Annotated in this window: 12 protein-coding genes; 9 read left to right on the top strand and 3 right to left on the bottom strand. The window is 48.4% G+C overall.

Translation table 11 applies throughout. The features are described from left to right. Positions 1-2: 2 nt before the first annotated feature. On the bottom strand, positions 3-2,756 hold the full coding sequence (gene galB, locus F0L74_RS25715) for a beta-galactosidase GalB (protein ID WP_149840771.1): 2,754 nt from the start codon (positions 2,754-2,756) through the stop codon (positions 3-5). A 254-nt stretch (positions 2,757-3,010) separates the two neighbouring features. On the opposite strand from galB, the gene F0L74_RS25710 reads away from it, so the two are divergent. The 9 genes from F0L74_RS25710 to F0L74_RS25670 all read left to right on the top strand — a co-directional run bounded on the left by F0L74_RS25710 (position 3,011) and on the right by F0L74_RS25670 (position 15,029). Then, a complete protein-coding gene (locus F0L74_RS25710) occupies positions 3,011-4,054 on the top strand; it encodes a LacI family DNA-binding transcriptional regulator (RefSeq protein WP_149840770.1) in 1,044 nt (347 codons plus the stop codon). Between the two features lie 1,102 nt (positions 4,055-5,156). Then, positions 5,157-8,276 carry a SusC/RagA family TonB-linked outer membrane protein gene (locus F0L74_RS25705; protein WP_188316159.1) on the top strand — a complete coding sequence of 1,040 codons (3,120 nt, stop codon included), beginning with the start codon at positions 5,157-5,159 and terminating at the stop codon, positions 8,274-8,276. A gap of 18 nt (positions 8,277-8,294) precedes the next feature. Next, positions 8,295-10,100: a RagB/SusD family nutrient uptake outer membrane protein gene (locus tag F0L74_RS25700; RefSeq protein WP_188316158.1), complete on the top strand. Its 1,806-nt coding sequence runs from the start codon at positions 8,295-8,297 to the stop codon at positions 10,098-10,100. Between the two features lie 92 nt (positions 10,101-10,192). Beyond that, positions 10,193-10,597, top strand: a complete 405-nt coding sequence (locus F0L74_RS25695) for a DHCW motif cupin fold protein (RefSeq protein ID WP_246197819.1) — start codon at positions 10,193-10,195, stop codon at positions 10,595-10,597. 99 nt (positions 10,598-10,696) lie between these two features. After that, on the top strand, positions 10,697-11,101 hold the full coding sequence (locus F0L74_RS25690; protein ID WP_213087082.1) for a hypothetical protein: 405 nt from the start codon (positions 10,697-10,699) through the stop codon (positions 11,099-11,101). 206 nt (positions 11,102-11,307) lie between these two features. Then, complete coding sequence (locus F0L74_RS25685) at positions 11,308-12,471, top strand: zinc-dependent alcohol dehydrogenase (RefSeq protein WP_149840766.1); 1,164 nt, start codon at positions 11,308-11,310, stop codon at positions 12,469-12,471. A gap of 154 nt (positions 12,472-12,625) precedes the next feature. Beyond that, the gene (locus tag F0L74_RS25680) at positions 12,626-13,432 is read left to right on the top strand and encodes an SDR family oxidoreductase (RefSeq protein WP_149840765.1); all 807 of its coding nucleotides are present in this window, start codon (positions 12,626-12,628) and stop codon (positions 13,430-13,432) included. Between the two features lie 3 nt (positions 13,433-13,435). After that, positions 13,436-14,263 (top strand): AraC family transcriptional regulator, encoded by an 828-nt coding sequence (locus F0L74_RS25675; protein WP_246197818.1) that lies wholly within the window; start codon positions 13,436-13,438, stop codon positions 14,261-14,263. Between the two features lie 94 nt (positions 14,264-14,357). Then, entirely contained in the window at positions 14,358-15,029 is a 672-nt protein-coding gene (locus F0L74_RS25670; RefSeq protein WP_149840764.1) for a DUF4844 domain-containing protein, read from the top strand. A 25-nt stretch (positions 15,030-15,054) separates the two neighbouring features. On the opposite strand, the gene F0L74_RS25665 is transcribed toward F0L74_RS25670, so the two are convergent. Both F0L74_RS25665 and F0L74_RS25660 read right to left on the bottom strand, forming a co-directional pair. After that, positions 15,055-15,609 (bottom strand): hypothetical protein, encoded by a 555-nt coding sequence (locus tag F0L74_RS25665; RefSeq protein ID WP_149840763.1) that lies wholly within the window; start codon positions 15,607-15,609, stop codon positions 15,055-15,057. Between the two features lie 14 nt (positions 15,610-15,623). Beyond that, positions 15,624-16,829 (bottom strand): hypothetical protein, encoded by a 1,206-nt coding sequence (locus F0L74_RS25660; protein WP_149840762.1) that lies wholly within the window; start codon positions 16,827-16,829, stop codon positions 15,624-15,626. Between the last annotated feature and the right edge of the window lie 49 nt (positions 16,830-16,878).

Here is a 16,878-nt window from a genome sequence, read left to right as displayed (position 1 = left end):
GATTATTTACCTGTTAGGTTAACCATCGCCGGTTGTAATCCTGCGGCGGCTGCTTTTAGTTTGATGGCGCCTGGTTGGCCGCTTTTTGCACGAACGATCACGAGGCATAACCCGTTAAAAGCTTCCCGTGTGTGGGAGGTGAATGATACGAGGTTGGCCGCATCGCCATTATCGGTAGCAACGATCTCGCCCGGGCCTTCTATGGAAAATTGGAGCAGGTTATGGGCGTCTGGTACGGTAAGGCCGTTTTTGTCTGTTACCTGTACAGTAATAAAAGAGAGGTCTTTGCCATTGGTGAGGAGCGAGGTCCGGTCCGCAGACAGTTTGATCTGTGCAGCTGTGCCGGTGGTGCTGACGCTATCCTGTGCCCACAGCTTACCATTTTTGTAGGTCACTACTTTAAGCTCGCCGGGGGCATATTTGACCTCATCCCAGCGCAGGCGGTATTCGTAGGGCGCTTTTTTCTTTCTGCCAAGGGATCTTCCATTGAGGAATAACTCGGCTTCATCGCCGGAGGTAAATACATGTACCGGCGTGGGCTGGCCCAGGCGGTCTGGCCAGTTCCAGTGGGGCAGGATATGCGCCATTGGGAATTCAGGCCGCCAATGGGACTGATAGAGGTAGAAACGGTTCTTTTTAAAACCGGCCAGGTCAATGATGCCGCTATAGGAGCTACGGGCCAGGTAGTAGGGGGTAGGCTCGCCCAGGTAGTCCCAGCCGGTCCATACAAAGCCGCCCGCCACAAAGGGATGTTGGTCCATGGTGGCGAATACCTTATCAGCAGAAGCGCCAAAATCCACCGAATAAAGCTCATAAGCGCTAACCTGTTCTATTTTGGAGTTACCACCCATGCTATCCCTTACCGGGGCGCTGTTGCCGCTATAAACGGGAAACAGATAGGTACCCCGGCTGCTTAGGGCGGAGGCATTTTCTGTGCTGAGGATCAGTTTATCCGGGAACTTGCTGTGGAAGGCAGGAAAAAGCGGCGGTGTGCTGATGCCTTTCAGGCCCGTATAAGCACCGCCGTTACGGATGCCTTCGCCCTGGTAGTTGAGGCTGATGACGTCTGTCACGCCAGGCATGGGCATGTCTGGTTTAGCGTAGTTCATGGCGATGGTAGCCGGCCGGGTGGTATCTTCTTCTTTGGTGATGGAATAAAGTTCTTTTGCAAGGGCGGCGCCTTTTTCGCCGGTGTATTGTTCGCCTACTTCGTTGCCAAAGCTCCATAGGAAGATGGAGGGATGGTTGCGGTCGCGGCGGATCATGGCGCGGAGGTCCTGCTCATGCCAATCAGGAAAGATCAGGTGAAAATCGTGCGGTGTTTTCTTTAATTCCCAGCAATCGAATACTTCGTCTATGACGAGGAAGCCCAGTTTATCTGTCAGCGCCAGTAACTCCGGTGCGGGCGGGTTGTGGGACATACGGATGGCGTTACAGCCCATTTCGCGGAGCAGGCGTAGTTGCCGTTCTGCCGCCCGTTCATTAAACGCCGCGCCCAGCGCGCCAAGATCATGGTGCTGGTTAACGCCTTTGATCTCTATACGCTCGCCATTGATAAAAATGCCTTTTTCGGGATCGAAGCGCAGGTCGCGGATGCCGAAGGGTGTTTCATAGCGGTCAATGATCTTTCCCATAGCCGATACGGTGGTAACGGCCACATACCGGTTAGGTGATTGGGTGGGTGGCGGTCCCCATAGTTTGGGATGGGGGAGGCTTGTTGTGGTGGTAACTGTGTCGCTGGCGTTGGGCGGGATGGCGCCCTTCCAGGTGTTGAATTTTGCGACTGGTTTTCCCGTCTGTTGGCCATCTTCGTTGGCTGCATAGATAAGGGTAAGGAGTTCGATGGGTTGGTTGGTGTGTGCGTTATTATCAACAATGACTTGCAGCCCGATCGTAGCAGCATCTTTAGATACATTGTTTGTGGTGATGGTTGTGCCCCATTGGCCTACATGTACGGGATTCGTTTTTACCAACCATACATTGCGGTAGATGCCGGCGCCGGGGTACCAGCGGGAGGAGTTAGCCGGGTTATCCAGCCGGATGGCCAGTTGGTTGTTGCCGCCAGGTATAATATAGGGCGTAAGATCTACCCGCCAGGAAGCGTAGCCATAGGGCCATCCGCCCACCAGTTGGCCGTTCAGCCATACCATGGCGTATGACATGGCGCCGTCTATATCTAAAAAGATGTTCCTGCCTGCGTCTGATTTGGGGATATTGATCGCCTTGCGGTACCAGGCTACGCCTTGCACGGGCAGGCGGCCCATACCGCCGCCAACAGGCGTTTGCCAGCCTTCGTAGAAGGGGCCTTTGATGGCCCAGTCGTGGGGGAGGTTTACAGTTTCCCAGTTGTTGTCGTTAAAATCAGGTTGTACAAAAGGGAAATTGTTGCCGGGGGAATTGGTTGGGCGCTGGTATCGTTTGGCGGGGTCTTTTATAAAATTGTTGCCGGTAGGCAGGATCCAGGGCTTTAGTACGTTTTGGCTGGCGGTTATGCTGACTGCTTCCGTAGGTCTTGCATCTGCGGGGCGGGTATCCTGGTTCTCTTTGATCTCCGGGCGTACGTCGTAGATGAGGGTATCCGGGGTGGTGGCCGCATTGTAGCGGTAGAATTTCCAGCCGGTGTTGATGGAAATGCGTTCGCGGGGAGGGGCGGTCCGCTGTGCCGTGGCGCTGCAGGCCAGGAGTGTGAGCGATAACAGGAGAGGGGGCAGTAGTAGTGCCTTTGAGCAGAACGGAGCGTGGAAAGCAGTCATCATAGAAGATTTACGGTATTAGTAATGCATTTGAAACAGCCGGAGGGCTGCGGTACACTATCAAACGGTAACCGGTGTTATAACTAACAGCCGGCACTGCCGGACGGCGGCGTTATCAAACGGCAGATCGTATGATCATGACAGGTAATTAAACTTCACTCAATAAAAGTATTTTTCCCGAAAGATGCAACCGATTGCGCAATTTCTCCAAATTATTTTTACTTTAGCTAAATAAAATTCCCCATAACAACGATCGTATGGCAAATGGAAACGGTAACGAAAAAGAGATCACCATTTATGATATTGCCAAGCGGCTTAAGATATCGCCGGCCACGGTGAGCCGTGCCTTACAGGATCATCCCAGGATCAGCGCCAAGACGAAGAAAAAGATCTTTGACCTGGCGGATGAGGTGGGATACCGGCGGAATCATTTTGCCGGCAATCTGCGTGCGCAGAAGACGCAGACCATTGGCGTGATCGTTCCCCGGTTGAACAGCCATTTTATGTCATCTGTGATAGCGGGTATTGAATTAACGGTCAATGAGCATGGTTATTCCCTGTTAATCAGCCAGTCATCGGAATCTGTACTAAAGGAAGCTGACAGCGCAGAGGCCATGTTCAACAGCCGGGTGGACGGCCTAATGGCTTCCCTGGCCTATGATACCAGCACCCTGGACCATTTTGACAAATTCTTCCGTAAGAAGACGCCGGTGATCTTTTTTGACCGGGTGATGCCTAATAAAAATGCCACCAGTATCCTGATCGATAACTACCGGGCAGCCTATGACGCCACGAAACATCTGATCGAACAGGGGTGTAAAAAGATATTACATATTACGGCGCCCCAGATGCAGAATGTATACCGGGACCGCCTGGCGGGTTATAAAAGCGCCCTGGAAGAGGCTAAGCTTAAGTTCAGGGAGGATCATGTGATCATTACGAACCTGAGCCAGGAAGCAGGGTATGAGCAGGCGGCCAGGATCCTGAAAATGAAGTCATTGCCAGATGGGATCTTTGTAGCCAATGACAGTTGCGCAATTGGCTGTATGATGGGGTTGATGGAAAAGGGGATCAGGATTCCGGAGCAGGTAGCTTTTGTGGGATTTAATAATGATCCGGTATCAACGGTGATAGACCCTAAACTAACGACCATTGCGTATTCCGGGTTTGAGATGGGGGAGGTAGCGGGCCGGTTGCTGGTGAACCATTTGAACGGGACTTTGCCTATTAATAATACTACTACGATCGTGCTGCGATCTGATCTGATCGTAAGGCAGTCATCTATGAAAAATCAGGGGTAATATATGTTTAAGGGGCGCCGGTGTTTACCCGGCGCTCGTTCGTGCGCATTGTTTGTTTTAGTACTCCGTCTTTATTTTATGCTTCCTACATGCCGCCCGGCATCTGCGCATCTTCGTCTAATGCCCATCTGGTGGTTATTACATGCTAAATATGATGCTGATTTAAGGAAAATAGATTTCCTATATATGGGGCAATCTTAGGCAATCGGTTGTGCCACCTGGTAATTTTTGGCGGGCTCCAGCAAAAAACGCGGGGCTTATCGAAGTGTGACGTTAGTTATTCACGAGTGAAATATTTTTGTAATTCATTTATATATAGCTAATTAGGAGAAATTTGTGAAACGAGAAAGTATGTTTTTACGCTCTTGTATAGGTTTGTCTTTGGGGAAAAACTGTACAGATAAATCCTGCTTTCTAGACCGTTTAAAAAAGAATTTTTGAGAAAAAGCGCGCAATCGGTTGCACCAATTCAAACTTTGTATATATTTGTTTTGACGGGTTGCGATAGCTGCGCCTTTATTTTGACCAGGAACGTTATGAAATGATCTATCCCTTTACTTAGTTTTTGCTGCCATCTGATGAGATAGTCCGGGATGGCGTTTTTGCTGCCGGCATTGTTGCCGTTAAACCGGCGAGGGGTGCTAATGGAGAAGGATAATGCCGGACATTTACACGAGCGCCAGGTACTAACGGAGAAGGGTAATGCAGGGCATTACACGAGCGTCCGGTACTAACGGAAAAAGGATAATGTCAGATGCTTTGTGTACGGGTGGTGATAACGCCGGACATTGATTATCAGCGGCGGGTGCCAACGAGGAAGGATAATATCAGGCATTTGATGTTTTGCATCAAGGGACACCGGTAGTGAACGGCTTTGGCAAAAGGGAAGACCACGTAATGAAAAGAGGGGGGCATACTGACCTGATGCTATAACAGGCGGGTTGGTAATATGCTCCGGCTTGTTTGACGCAGCCCAGCAAATAGAATATCAACCATCCGCGGCCTGCAACCTGCTGCCATGGATCATCATCCCAAAATAGCGTATATGAAAACAACAATTCCACACACTGCGTTTTATGTGCAACGATGCGCTAAAAACTGCATGGCCATTGCATTAATATGGCTCACCACATTACTACTGATACAGACGCCTTTGCTGGCCCAGGATAAACGGGTGACCGGCAGGGTGATAGATGAAAAAGGAGAGTCTGTTCCGGGCGCCACGGTAATCGTTAAAGGCACCAATAAAGGAACAACCACTGACTCTTCCGGCACATTCCATTTAAACGTGCCGGCGTCCACTACGATCACCATTACCTTTACCGGTTATGCCCCCCAGGATATCAACGTAGGCGATGGCCGGTCATTGAACATACGGTTGATGACCGCCAGTAAGGAACTGGACCAGATCGTGGTGGTGGGGTATGGCACGCAGCGCAAAAGAGATGTGACGGGCTCCGTGGTATCTGTAAATGAACGGGCGTTACGCGAAGTACCGGTGGCTAACCTGCAGAGCGCCCTGCAAGGCCGCGCGGCGGGCCTGGAGGTACAAAAGACAGGTACCAAACCAGGCGCTGGCGCGGTGATCCGGATCCGTGGGGAGCGGTCTATCAATGGATCTAATGACCCGCTGCTGGTGCTGGATGGCATCCCGTATGAAGGTGGTAATATCAATGATATCAACCCGGATGATGTAGCATCGGTAGAGATACTGAAAGATGCCTCCGCTACCGCCATCTATGGCTCCCGTGGCTCTAACGGCGTTATCCTGATCTCCACCAAACGAGGCCGGACAGGGGAGGCGCGGTTAAATTACAACGGATATTATGGTATCAATAAGGTACGTACTAAATATAAGGTGTTTAACGCGCAGGAGTACCAGGATCTGCGCAATGGAAGCGTGTATGCGGGCGGTTATATGCCGGAAGAGCAGGCGTCCATCGCCGCAGGCAGATCAACAGACTGGCAGGACCTGATGTACGAAGATGGGCATGTAACAGATCAGAACCTGAGTGTTGGCGGCGGCTCCGCCGGTAACTCCTGGTCGCTGGGCGGCGGTTATTATAAAGAAACCGCTGTACTGCCGGGACAGGATTTTACGCGCTATTCCCTGCGGGCCACTATTGACTCAAAAGTGGGCAAACGTATAAAGATAGGCCTGAACACGTTGAACACCGTGAACGTTACCAATGGCTCCCAGTTTGTAGACCCGATGTTCCCGTTGCTTACGTTAAGCCCGCTGATGCCGGCTTATGATGATAATGGCAAACTGCTGCTGTCCCCTACCGGTAATACGGATGACCGGGTGGGCCAGTACAATCCCTTGTTCCTGAAGAATAATAACAATAACTGGATAGACAGGATCACCCGTATGCGCAGTTTTAACTCCCTGTACGGCGAGCTGCAGATTGCGGAGGGTTTAAAGTACCGTATCAATGTGGGGCTGGATTACCGCAAGCAGGAAAGCGATCAGTTCAGATCGTCTGACAACGCGCAAAATCCCAGCTATTTCAGGGCCCGGCTTGGAAATACGGCCAGCGTGAACAATTTTGAGGGATGGGGTTATACGCTGGAGAATATCGTGACCTATGAAAAAACGATCGCCCAGAAACACCGGATCAATGTAACGGGTTTGTACAGCTACCAGGAAGATCATACGCATAATACGTTTGTGAGTAAAGATTCGATAGATGAAAACTTTATACAGTTCTACAATCTTGGCCAGGCCAATGCCTCCAATAATGTGAAGCCGGTGGTGTCCGGCGCGGAAAGCTCCTTTGCGCTGCTTTCCTATATGGCCCGTATTAATTACTCCTATGATGACCGCTACCTGCTGACGCTTACGGGCAGGATAGACGGCTCTTCCCGCCTGGCGCCGGGCAATAAGTACCACCGGTATCCGGCTATATCAGCAGGTTGGAATGCGAGTAATGAATCGTTTATGAAAGGTATCCAGTGGCTGTCTAATTTAAAGCTGCGTGTTGGTTATGGTCAGACATCCAATCAATCCATTAATCCCTATTCTTCGCTGGGGCAGGTATCCACCTATAATGGCATAGGCGATGTAGGCAGCCTGGGTAGTATTACCCGTTACAACTATGGGCCAACGGTGGTATCGGGCTATAACCTGACCGCCTTGCCTAATTCCAGCCTGGACTGGGAGTATACCAAAACGGTGAACGTGGGCGTTGATTTCGGGCTGTTTAACAGCCGTATTACCGGTAGCGTGGACTGGTATCATGCCAATACCTTTAATATCCTGTATGGTATTACCTTACCCGCTACCTCCGGGGTACGCGGGCAATACCTGACCAATATAGGCGAGATGGAGAATAAGGGGCTGGAAATTGCGCTGTCTTCCAATAACATCAGCACAAAAGACGGGTTTACCTGGTCTACGGATCTGAACATCTTCCTTAACCGGAACAAGCTGTTAAAGCTTACCGATGGTTTTACGCAGAACATTGCCAGCCAGTTGTTCATTGGCCAGCCGTTAACGGCTATCTATGATTATACAAAGCTGGGGATATGGCAGACCAGTGAAACGGCGGAAGCGGCCAAGTTTGGGAACCTGCCGGGCGACATAAAACTCGCGGATATCAGTGGTCCTGGCGGCAAACCGGATGGCGTGATCGATCCTAATTATGACCGCCATGTGATAGGCAGCTCGCAGGCTGACTGGCAGGGCGGTATCACCAACCGTTTTGCTTATAAAGGCTTTGACCTGTCATTTGTCGTGTATGCACGTTTTGGCGGTTTGCTGGTAAGTCAGCTGCACCAGCCATTTGCAGCCTATACCGCTTTGCTGAACGGCAACCGGAATACCATTAAGGTAGACTACTGGACGCCGGAGAACCCAACCAATGATTTCCCCAGCCCTACATCCATGACGCGCACCAGACCTATAGGCACGGACCTGACAACGCTGGGCTATTATGACGCCTCTTTTGTAAAGCTAAGGAGCGTGAACCTGGGTTATAATTTTTCGCCCAGGATCGTGCGGCATGTAGGCGCACAATCCATCCGGATATACCTCACTGTACAGAATCCCTGGGTGATCTATTCTCCTTACATGCGTGCCGGCGGTGTTGATCCGGAAGCAACCGGCACTGGCAACCAGGGTATTCAGAACCCGGGCAACCTGTCTACAAGGGCTTTGACCATTTCTGCTTCCACACCGCCAACGATGTCATTCCTGGCTGGCGCAAACCTTAGTTTTTAATTGATCAAAATGAATTGTATGAAACGAGTATATCTATCCTCCATAATATTGACGGTAACGCTTTCGCTGTTTACCATGTCCTGTCAGAAGAAGCTGGTGGAAAAACCGTATACGGTTTTTACGGTAGACTATTTTAAAACGCCCAGCGGGTTGCAGAATGGCGTGAATGCGTTGTATTCCGGCCTGCGCTTTATTTATGGAAGCATTGGCGGCATGTATCTGCTGAACTCCGGTACGGACGAATGGACCTATGGAGACCAGGTGCAGGGCGGGGGAGAGCTGGAGATGGCCTCTTATGCATTGCCCAGCACTAACGGGCATGTGCTTACGATGTGGAACAATAACTTTGCGAATATCAACCTGGCCAATGCGTTGATCCAGTTTGCACCGGAAGTAGAAATGGATGCAGGCGCCAAGGCAGTATTGGTAGGGGAGGCGCGGTTTTTAAGGGCCTATTATTATTTCCTGCTGGTAGCACAGTTTGGCGCGGTGCCGCTGGATCTGGGCGGCGGGGAGCTGCAGTTTAACCAAAATCCTTTCCAGGGTTTTAACAGGCTGCCAACGGATCAGTTGTTCATCAAAAATTACCAGACCATTATTGATGATCTTACTTTTGCCAGCCAGAACCTGCCGGCTGCACGTCCTGCCGGCGCATTCAAATTATCAAAAGCGGCCGCGCTGCATATGCTGGCCAAAGCTTACATATACCGGGCTTATTCTGCCGCCAAACAAACTACAGATTTCAAAAGCGCCTGGGACGCCGCCAAAACTATCATTGATAACCAGGGTACGTATGGCACTTCACTGCTCACAAATTTTGCGGACGTTAACAAGGAAGGTAATGAATATAACCCGGAGATCCTGTTGTCTGTAGAAAGAACGCCTGGTAACCCTATTGACAATGAGGTGGCCAATATTGGTAACGATTTTGCCAATAAAGCTAATATCTCCCTGAACCTGTTTAACTGTAACTACCAAAACAGCGTGGCTATCCCGGCGGGCTCCGCCAAGTTTCCCTGCGACCGTGTGATACAGTACAGCCGGCCCTTGCGCCAGTTTGTGCCCACGCCCTATGTGTATAATATAGCGTTTGCGGATAAGCTCAATGATAGCCGTTATGGGAATAGTTTCCGTACCATGTGGCGGGCAACCAATAGCAATGTTGCGGGTATCAGTCCCGGTGATACCGCTTACCTGCTGACTGCCTCTGATGCGGAAGGCGATGCCATTATTGCCAGGGGCGTGCCTTACAGGGTGATCAAACCCAGTGAGTTCTACCTGCCATCGCGGCCGGCTTTACAGATGTTCCCGGCATTGACAAAATATGACGATAACAAACGGCAAGCGCCCAACGATGGATCTGGCCGGCCTTTTCCGATAGCCAAGTTGTCTGAAACCTATCTGCTGGCAGCAGAAGCGGCCATAGGCGATAACAGGCCTGCTGATGCGCTGCCGCTTGTGCTGGCTATACGTCAACGGGCGGCATACCGCGCTGGCCTGAGCCAGACGGAGCTGGAGGCGCGTCAGGGCCGGATGCGGCAACGGAATACAGGTACGACCGCTAATCCTGTGTGGGTAGATCTGGGTGTTGCTGATATGACGCTGGATTTTATCCTGGATGAGCGTACGCGGGAGCTGTGCGGGGAGAGCACCCGCTGGCCGGATCTTGCCTGCCGTAACAAGCTGGTAGAGCGTGTGAAGCTGTATAATCTTGCCGCCGCTGCGCGGGTGGCAGAAAAAAATAATCTGCGGCCTATACCGCAGACGCAGCTGGATGCGATCAATGATCCTGATAAGCTGCAGTATCAGAACCCCGGATATTGAGTGTAGGTTTTGGAATACACCGTTCATAGAAAGTGAAGTCGGTAAGGCTTCACTTTTTTTATTTTAATACGCCTCATGATAAGGTATCGCAAATGGATATTTATTGTCTGGTGAAGAATGCTTTATTTTTGCGCAAAAAATATACTATGTCTGCTGCAAATATCCCTTTTCAAACTACCGACTGGGAACATGTACCAACCACCACTCATCCCGGAGAAACCGGCGAAGCCTATTGGAAAACCCTGCAGTTTGGTGATCTGCGTATAAGGATGGTCGAATACTCCGCGAACTACAAAGCGGATCACTGGTGTGCCAAGGGACATATTATTTACTGTATAGCGGGTGAGATGACGACTGAATTGGCAGATGGCAGCAAGCATATACTAACAGAAGGAATGTCTTACCAGGTGTCTGATGAATTGAGCGCTCATCGCAGTACTTCTGAGCAGGGGGTGAAATTATTTATTGTGGATGGCGGGTTTTTGGGATCAAAATGATCAGGTATGCAGGCTGGCTTATTCGTTATGTTAATTTTGCTGTTGACAATCAATTGCTCAGGTCAATCATTTAAGGACATTTCAAAAAAGGTGGCATTGGTGAATAAGGAGCAGGGCAATTTGTTTTCCAACAGGAGCCATGAAATAAGGATGAGGTTATATGAAACCGGGAAACTTGACTTCCTGAAAAGAGGCACGGACACGATATGGATGCTGGAAAGTTTGTTAACGGAGAGTGGTATAATCGTTGGACGGATCTGGAATAGTCATGGGGTAACTGATTATAATACCTACGAAGCGTTCAGCCCGTATATATGCCGGCTCGTTGAAAGCTGGGATACTGCCGCCATCAGGATGGAGGCTGAAACGCAGGCGCGGGCTTTCCACTCAATGCATATATATGCTACGAGGGTGATCAGTGCAGCTGATAATCCCAGGATAGACACTATATCCTTTACCGAACTGTTTCAATGGAAGCGGGATATCCCGGCTAATGACCGCTGACACCGCTGCCTCAGTTTCAGGAGAAATATTCTCACTATTATATTAATTGCCTGTTGTTGTACGGCCCGGCACCAACCCTAAAAGCCTTTATACCAGGAGATTACCAGCTGCGTTAACCCGGAAGGCCTGTGTTTGTTGCAACAGGTTCCATAATTGTGAGTTGGTTACAGTAGTCATAACTTCTTTAACCATTTAACTTACGATTTATGAAAGCGTTGGTATTCCATAAACCCAAGCATGTAAGCGTTGATACGGTGGATGACCCTGTTATCCAGGAGCCTACTGACGCCATTGTGCGCGTAACCTCCACTGCCATTTGCGGCTCTGATCTGCATATTTATAACGGGATGATACCCCAGCCTCATGATCTTATATTAGGACATGAGTTTATGGGCATTGTGGAGGAGGTAGGCACGGGCGTAACGAAATTAAAACGAGGCGACCGCGTGATCGTGCCTTTTCCTATTGCCTGCGGGCACTGCCATTTCTGCGATATGGACCTGCCCACGCATTGCGAAAACTCCAACCCGGAGATGTATGGCCCACAGGGGGAGATCATCAAAATGAAGGGCGCGGGCGCCGCATTATACGGTTATACGGATCTGTACGGGGCTGTTAGCGGGGGACAGGCAGAGTATGCCAGGATACAATATGCTGATTACAACCCCCGGGTGGTACCCGAATTGCTTTCTGATGAACAGATACTTTTTCTAACGGATATATTTCCCACCGGCTGGGCTGCCTGCGAATGGGCGGAGGTGAGCAATGGCGATGTAGTAGTTGTTTTTGGATGCGGTCCCGTGGGCATTATGGCCCAGAAAGCCGCCTGGCTGCATGGCGCTAAAAGAGTGATTGGCGTGGACAGATTACCGTACCGGCTGGAAATGGCCCAGCGGGCTGCGAATTCAGAGGTCATTAATGCTGAAGACGGAGATGTAGCGGAAATAGTGCGGGAAATGACAGGCGGTTACGGTGCGGATGTGTGTATAGATGCCGTGGGTATGGAGGCGCATAGAACGACGTTGCAGAAAGCAGCCAATGTTCTTCAGGCGGAAAAAGGAAGTATGAGCGTATTAAAGGATTGTTTCGATACCGTGCGCAGAGGCGGGCGCGTATCCGTGGTAGGCGTGTATGGATCTCCTTATGATAATTACCCGCTGTACCAGTGGTTTGAAAAAAGCATACGGCTTATGGGTGGCCAGGCCTGGGTACAGCGCTGGCTGGATGATCTTATTAAACTGGTGGCGGAAGGTAAGGTGGCGCTGGATGATATTATTACGCATAAAGTGCCGTTAAGCGAGGCGGCCGGTATGTATGATGTGTTCAATAAAAAGGAAGATGGCTGTGTGAAGGTGGTGCTTAAACCCTGAGCGGTTTGGAATGACGCCGTTTGTATGAGCTAATTATGAAACAAGAATGAGCTTTTCACGAAAGCGGCAGGGCTGTTTGTTATCCTACCTTTGCCTTGTGGTTGTACAACATCAACGAGCTCACATCATTCCAAACACAAAATAATTTTATAAAGTGAACACTATATTTATTACGGGCGCATCCAGCGGCCTGGGGAGAGCTGCTGTTAAGCTGTTCCGGCAAAAGGGCTGGAAGGTGATCGCCACCATGCGTAACCCGGAGAAAGAAACGGAGCTTACTTCACTTAGCCATGTTACCGTTCTGCCATTGGATGTAACGGATGAACAACAGATCAACGATGTTGCTGCAAAGGCTATTGCCCAGGGTAAGATCGATGTGGTCTTTAACAACGCGGGTTATGGCTTAATGGGCGCCCTGGAGGGAACTTCTGATGAACAGATAAGCAAACAGATAGATACCAACTTAATGGGCGTTATCCGGGTGACCAGGGCGTTTATACCGCATTTCCGCGAAAACAAGGGCGGCATGTTCTTAACCACTACCTCTATTGGAGCGCATGTTACATTTCCTTTCTCTGCCATCTATCATGCTACCAAATGGGCGCTCGAAGGCTTTAGCGAATGCCTGGCCTTTGAGCTGAAACAATTTGGTATTGTGGTGAAAAACATCGCCCCCGGCGGTATTGCTACTGATTTTGCCGGACGCTCCATGGTATTTGGTAAACATGCCGCCTATGAGGAGTCCATGAGTAAAATGATGCAGGTATTGGCAGGCGGTCCATCGATATTTGAGTTCTCTACGCCGGAGCTGATAGCCGATGTGGTGTATGACGCGGTAACCGATGGGAAGGACCAGCTGCGGTATATTGCCGGACCGGACGCCAAAGCGATATATGCACAGCGTTTGGAGCAAGGCGATGAAATATTCCGGAAGGGCGTGGCAGCCATGCTGTTAGATTAATTTATGGCTATTTTTGCAGGTATGGACATGCCATCAAAGGACCTTGGCGGGATCATTTATTCCAACTATAAAAAGGAGAACAGATCGGGAGAGGAGTTTATCCAGGAGCATTCCCTGGGGTATATTATCTCCGGCCTGCTTACTATTGTGGATGGCGACCGCAAGGAGGTGTTTGGCGCAGGGGACCTTGTTATGCTCAGGAAAAATAACCTGGCAAAATTCTTTAAACATCCTGCGCAGTCAGACCAGTTTACGGCTATTACGCTTATACTGGACAAGGACACACTGGAACAGTTGAATAAAGGGCAGCATTTTGCGGGGGGCACTATCACGCCGCAAAGTGCTGTCCTTCGTATAACGCCGGATAAGCTCCTGAAAAGTTATTTTGAATCCCTGCTCCCTTATTTTATGGAGCCGGTGTCTGACCAGCTGGTGCAGGCTAAAAAACAGGAAGGGGTATTGTTGCTGCTGCGGAATAACCCTACCCTGGCGCAGATACTGTTTGATTTTGGCGTACCGGGTAAGATAGATCTGGAAGCTTTCATGAACCGGAATTTCCGGTATAATATCACCATAGATAAGTTGGCTTACCTGACCGGCCGGAGCCTGGCTACTTTTAAACGGGATTTTGAAAAGACGTTCAATAGTCCGCCCAGTAGATGGATACAGCAACAGCGGTTAAAGGAGGCGCATTACTTGATCAGTGAGAAAAAGAATAAGCCATCGGATGTGTACCTGGAGGTGGGTTTTGAGAGTTTGTCTCATTTCTCGTATGCGTTTAAGCAGTATTTTGGGTATAATGCGTCGACGTTGGAAAGAAATGGGGGATAGTCAATCTGTTGATACAACTGCAGATAATTGGTGATAATTTGCTGAAAATTATGATCGGTAATATTAGATTTGTATATCAAATTATATCAAGGTTATGTATGATGAGCCCTCAGTAGTTACTGCGCTGATGAAATTCAAAGAAATAGACAAATTTTCCGCTGCGGCTTGGGAACATCGAGGCCTGATCCCTTCTGATATTGATGTATGTAATAGACTTCAGGAGGCATTTAATGATTGTGCGGATAATCTGGCAGCAGCAATAAGACAGGGCGCTAAAAAGACACAGCTTAAGAAATTGCTGACGGAGGGCCTTAAGAAAATTAATCGGGCGGATTATGACACGGAAGAGCGAGAGTTTATTTGTTATTATTTTATTGAGCTTTCAAGTGTTTTATCGATTGATCTCAGGGATACTATAAACAGCTGGCTTTATGGCAGCTTCCTCGCTGTCGTTATTAAAGCAGCCGCTTTTTTTAAGGGGGCGGACAGGGTAATTGAGACCTTGCACCAGCAGTGTACAGACTGTGGCATACAGCTCGAAACTCTTATTCTGAGGAAAGAGAAAGGAATTCCGGATAGTGTGTGGACAATTATCCAATGCAACAGCTGTAATGGGTACAATTTGCTGTCTATTGGTCCAAATATTAAAAAGTTAAGGTTTGGAAATTACCAATCAATAGAAGAGTTATTAAAAACTGATTATACAGAAGAGCAAGCTAAAACCAGGCTTGAGCAAATCAGATATTTTAGGGGTCAACGCAAGTAGAGCTGAGAAAACCCCGTTCACTATTTTACTCCTCTTTTAATCTACGTATCGCATTCGCGAAGCTTTCTACCGTAGTATCATAAACTTCATGGCCATACCCGTGTTTTTCGTTTAAGTCATAAAGCATGTTGTATAATGTGACGGGATTTTGGCTTTCCGCCACCCACCTTACAACAAGATCAACAATTTCATTCATTACGGGCTGGTAGGTCATTCTTCCATCACTACCCCGAACGCCATTATTATCAGATTTCTTTTTACCTCTATTTAGGAATATATTTTTCTCATCATAAATCAGGTCACGTCCTTCCTTGAACTCCTTACCCTTGGGTAAATACTCCTTCAATACTTTTTGAATGCCCATATAATAAGCTTTATGCTTATCTTCTGGATTTTCAAACTCCTTGCCCAAAGTAGCCCGTAGCTCATCTAGTTCTGCCATTCCTCCTGTTGTTAAGTCCACCCTGAGTTGACGGCCTTTTACCTCGAAAGAACGGCGCAATAGTTCAAGACGTTCCTGGTCTTGATCTGGTGAAACATGGCTGTTTTCTTTTGTTTGCTTCTGTTGTTCGTTTTCCATATTTGTTGGATTTATTAAGCGTATTCGAAGATGCTTTTAAGTTTTTGAGCAATATCTCTTATGCTGGGTTCCTTCCATGTAACGGGATTAAGTTTTTCAAGCGCTATGGTGCTTTTGGGAATCTCTTTGCTAAATGCAGCCCAGTAACTCTGACCATAAAGTTTTTGCTGAAAAAATTGGAAAGAGTTATAGATCATAGAGGGATGAACCTGCAATTCTTTTGCAAAGCGTTCAACTACATAGGGGTTATGTATATGTGGCGTTATATATTTGAAGTGATTTAACCCACAAAAATATTCAATTGAAAATTCGTTTGCTTTTTCCTCAATAAGAAACAGATCCGGCCGCCCTTCATCTGTCAGGTGTATTTTTGTTTTTTCTATTACCTCCAAATCAAATAAGACGTGATGTAATTCATGCATTAGTGTTGTCCAAATGGTCGGATAACTTTTCCTGTAATTCGTAAGAACGATACATGGCTTATCATTCACTACAAAAGTACCACCTCTTACCTGGGTGGTTGGTAAAAGTTCTTGCGCGATGACCGTTACACCACAATGATAGAGGGCTTTACAGACTGTTAACAGGCCATCAGCAGCATCCTGGCAATATGGTTTAATCTTTACGACAATATCCTTTAGTGCTTCGCGATCGTAGGAGTGAGGGTTGTTGATATTTAGAAAGACGCGGTACGCTGCATCCACCCAGAATTTCATCATTTTGTCAGTAAAAAGCCGCTTTGTACGACTGAATAATGGTGTTTCGAGGTTGTTTTCAAACTCAGACATTGTCTCATAGTCGAAAAAACCCATGAGCCGTTTTAGAATCGTATCAACGTCGGCATCCTTATCCCAAAAGCCGATTGCTTTAAGTCGTTTGAGATCAAAATGGTCCAGCAAAAAGGTTAGCTTGCGTATACGGTCTAAGGAGGCGATTGTGTCTGCACTTTGATCTTTCATTACCGCATATACAGCTTCTTGTAATCCAATTTGCAGGAATTCTGCAAGCTTTATGACGTGGATTAGATTTGGCTGTTTGGCGTTGCCATTTAATATATCTTCAAATACGTCTTTATCAATACCTAATAAGGAAAGGGCTTTAGATTTTGCGATATCGTAGACTTCCAACTTCTGGTCAAAAAGTTGACGCAGGTTTATATCGCCTTCCCTATCGTCCTGAAAAGCCGATTGTAGCAAGTTTTCAATATCGAATTTATCCATATGGGGTAATTTCCCGACAAAAGTAGTGTATTTTGCCTAAATGAAATAT

Origin of the sequence: Chitinophaga agrisoli (genome assembly GCF_008386695.1) — a bacterium.
Lineage (GTDB): Bacteria > Bacteroidota > Bacteroidia > Chitinophagales > Chitinophagaceae > Chitinophaga > Chitinophaga agrisoli.
This window is presented reverse-complemented; position numbering and strand designations above follow the sequence as displayed.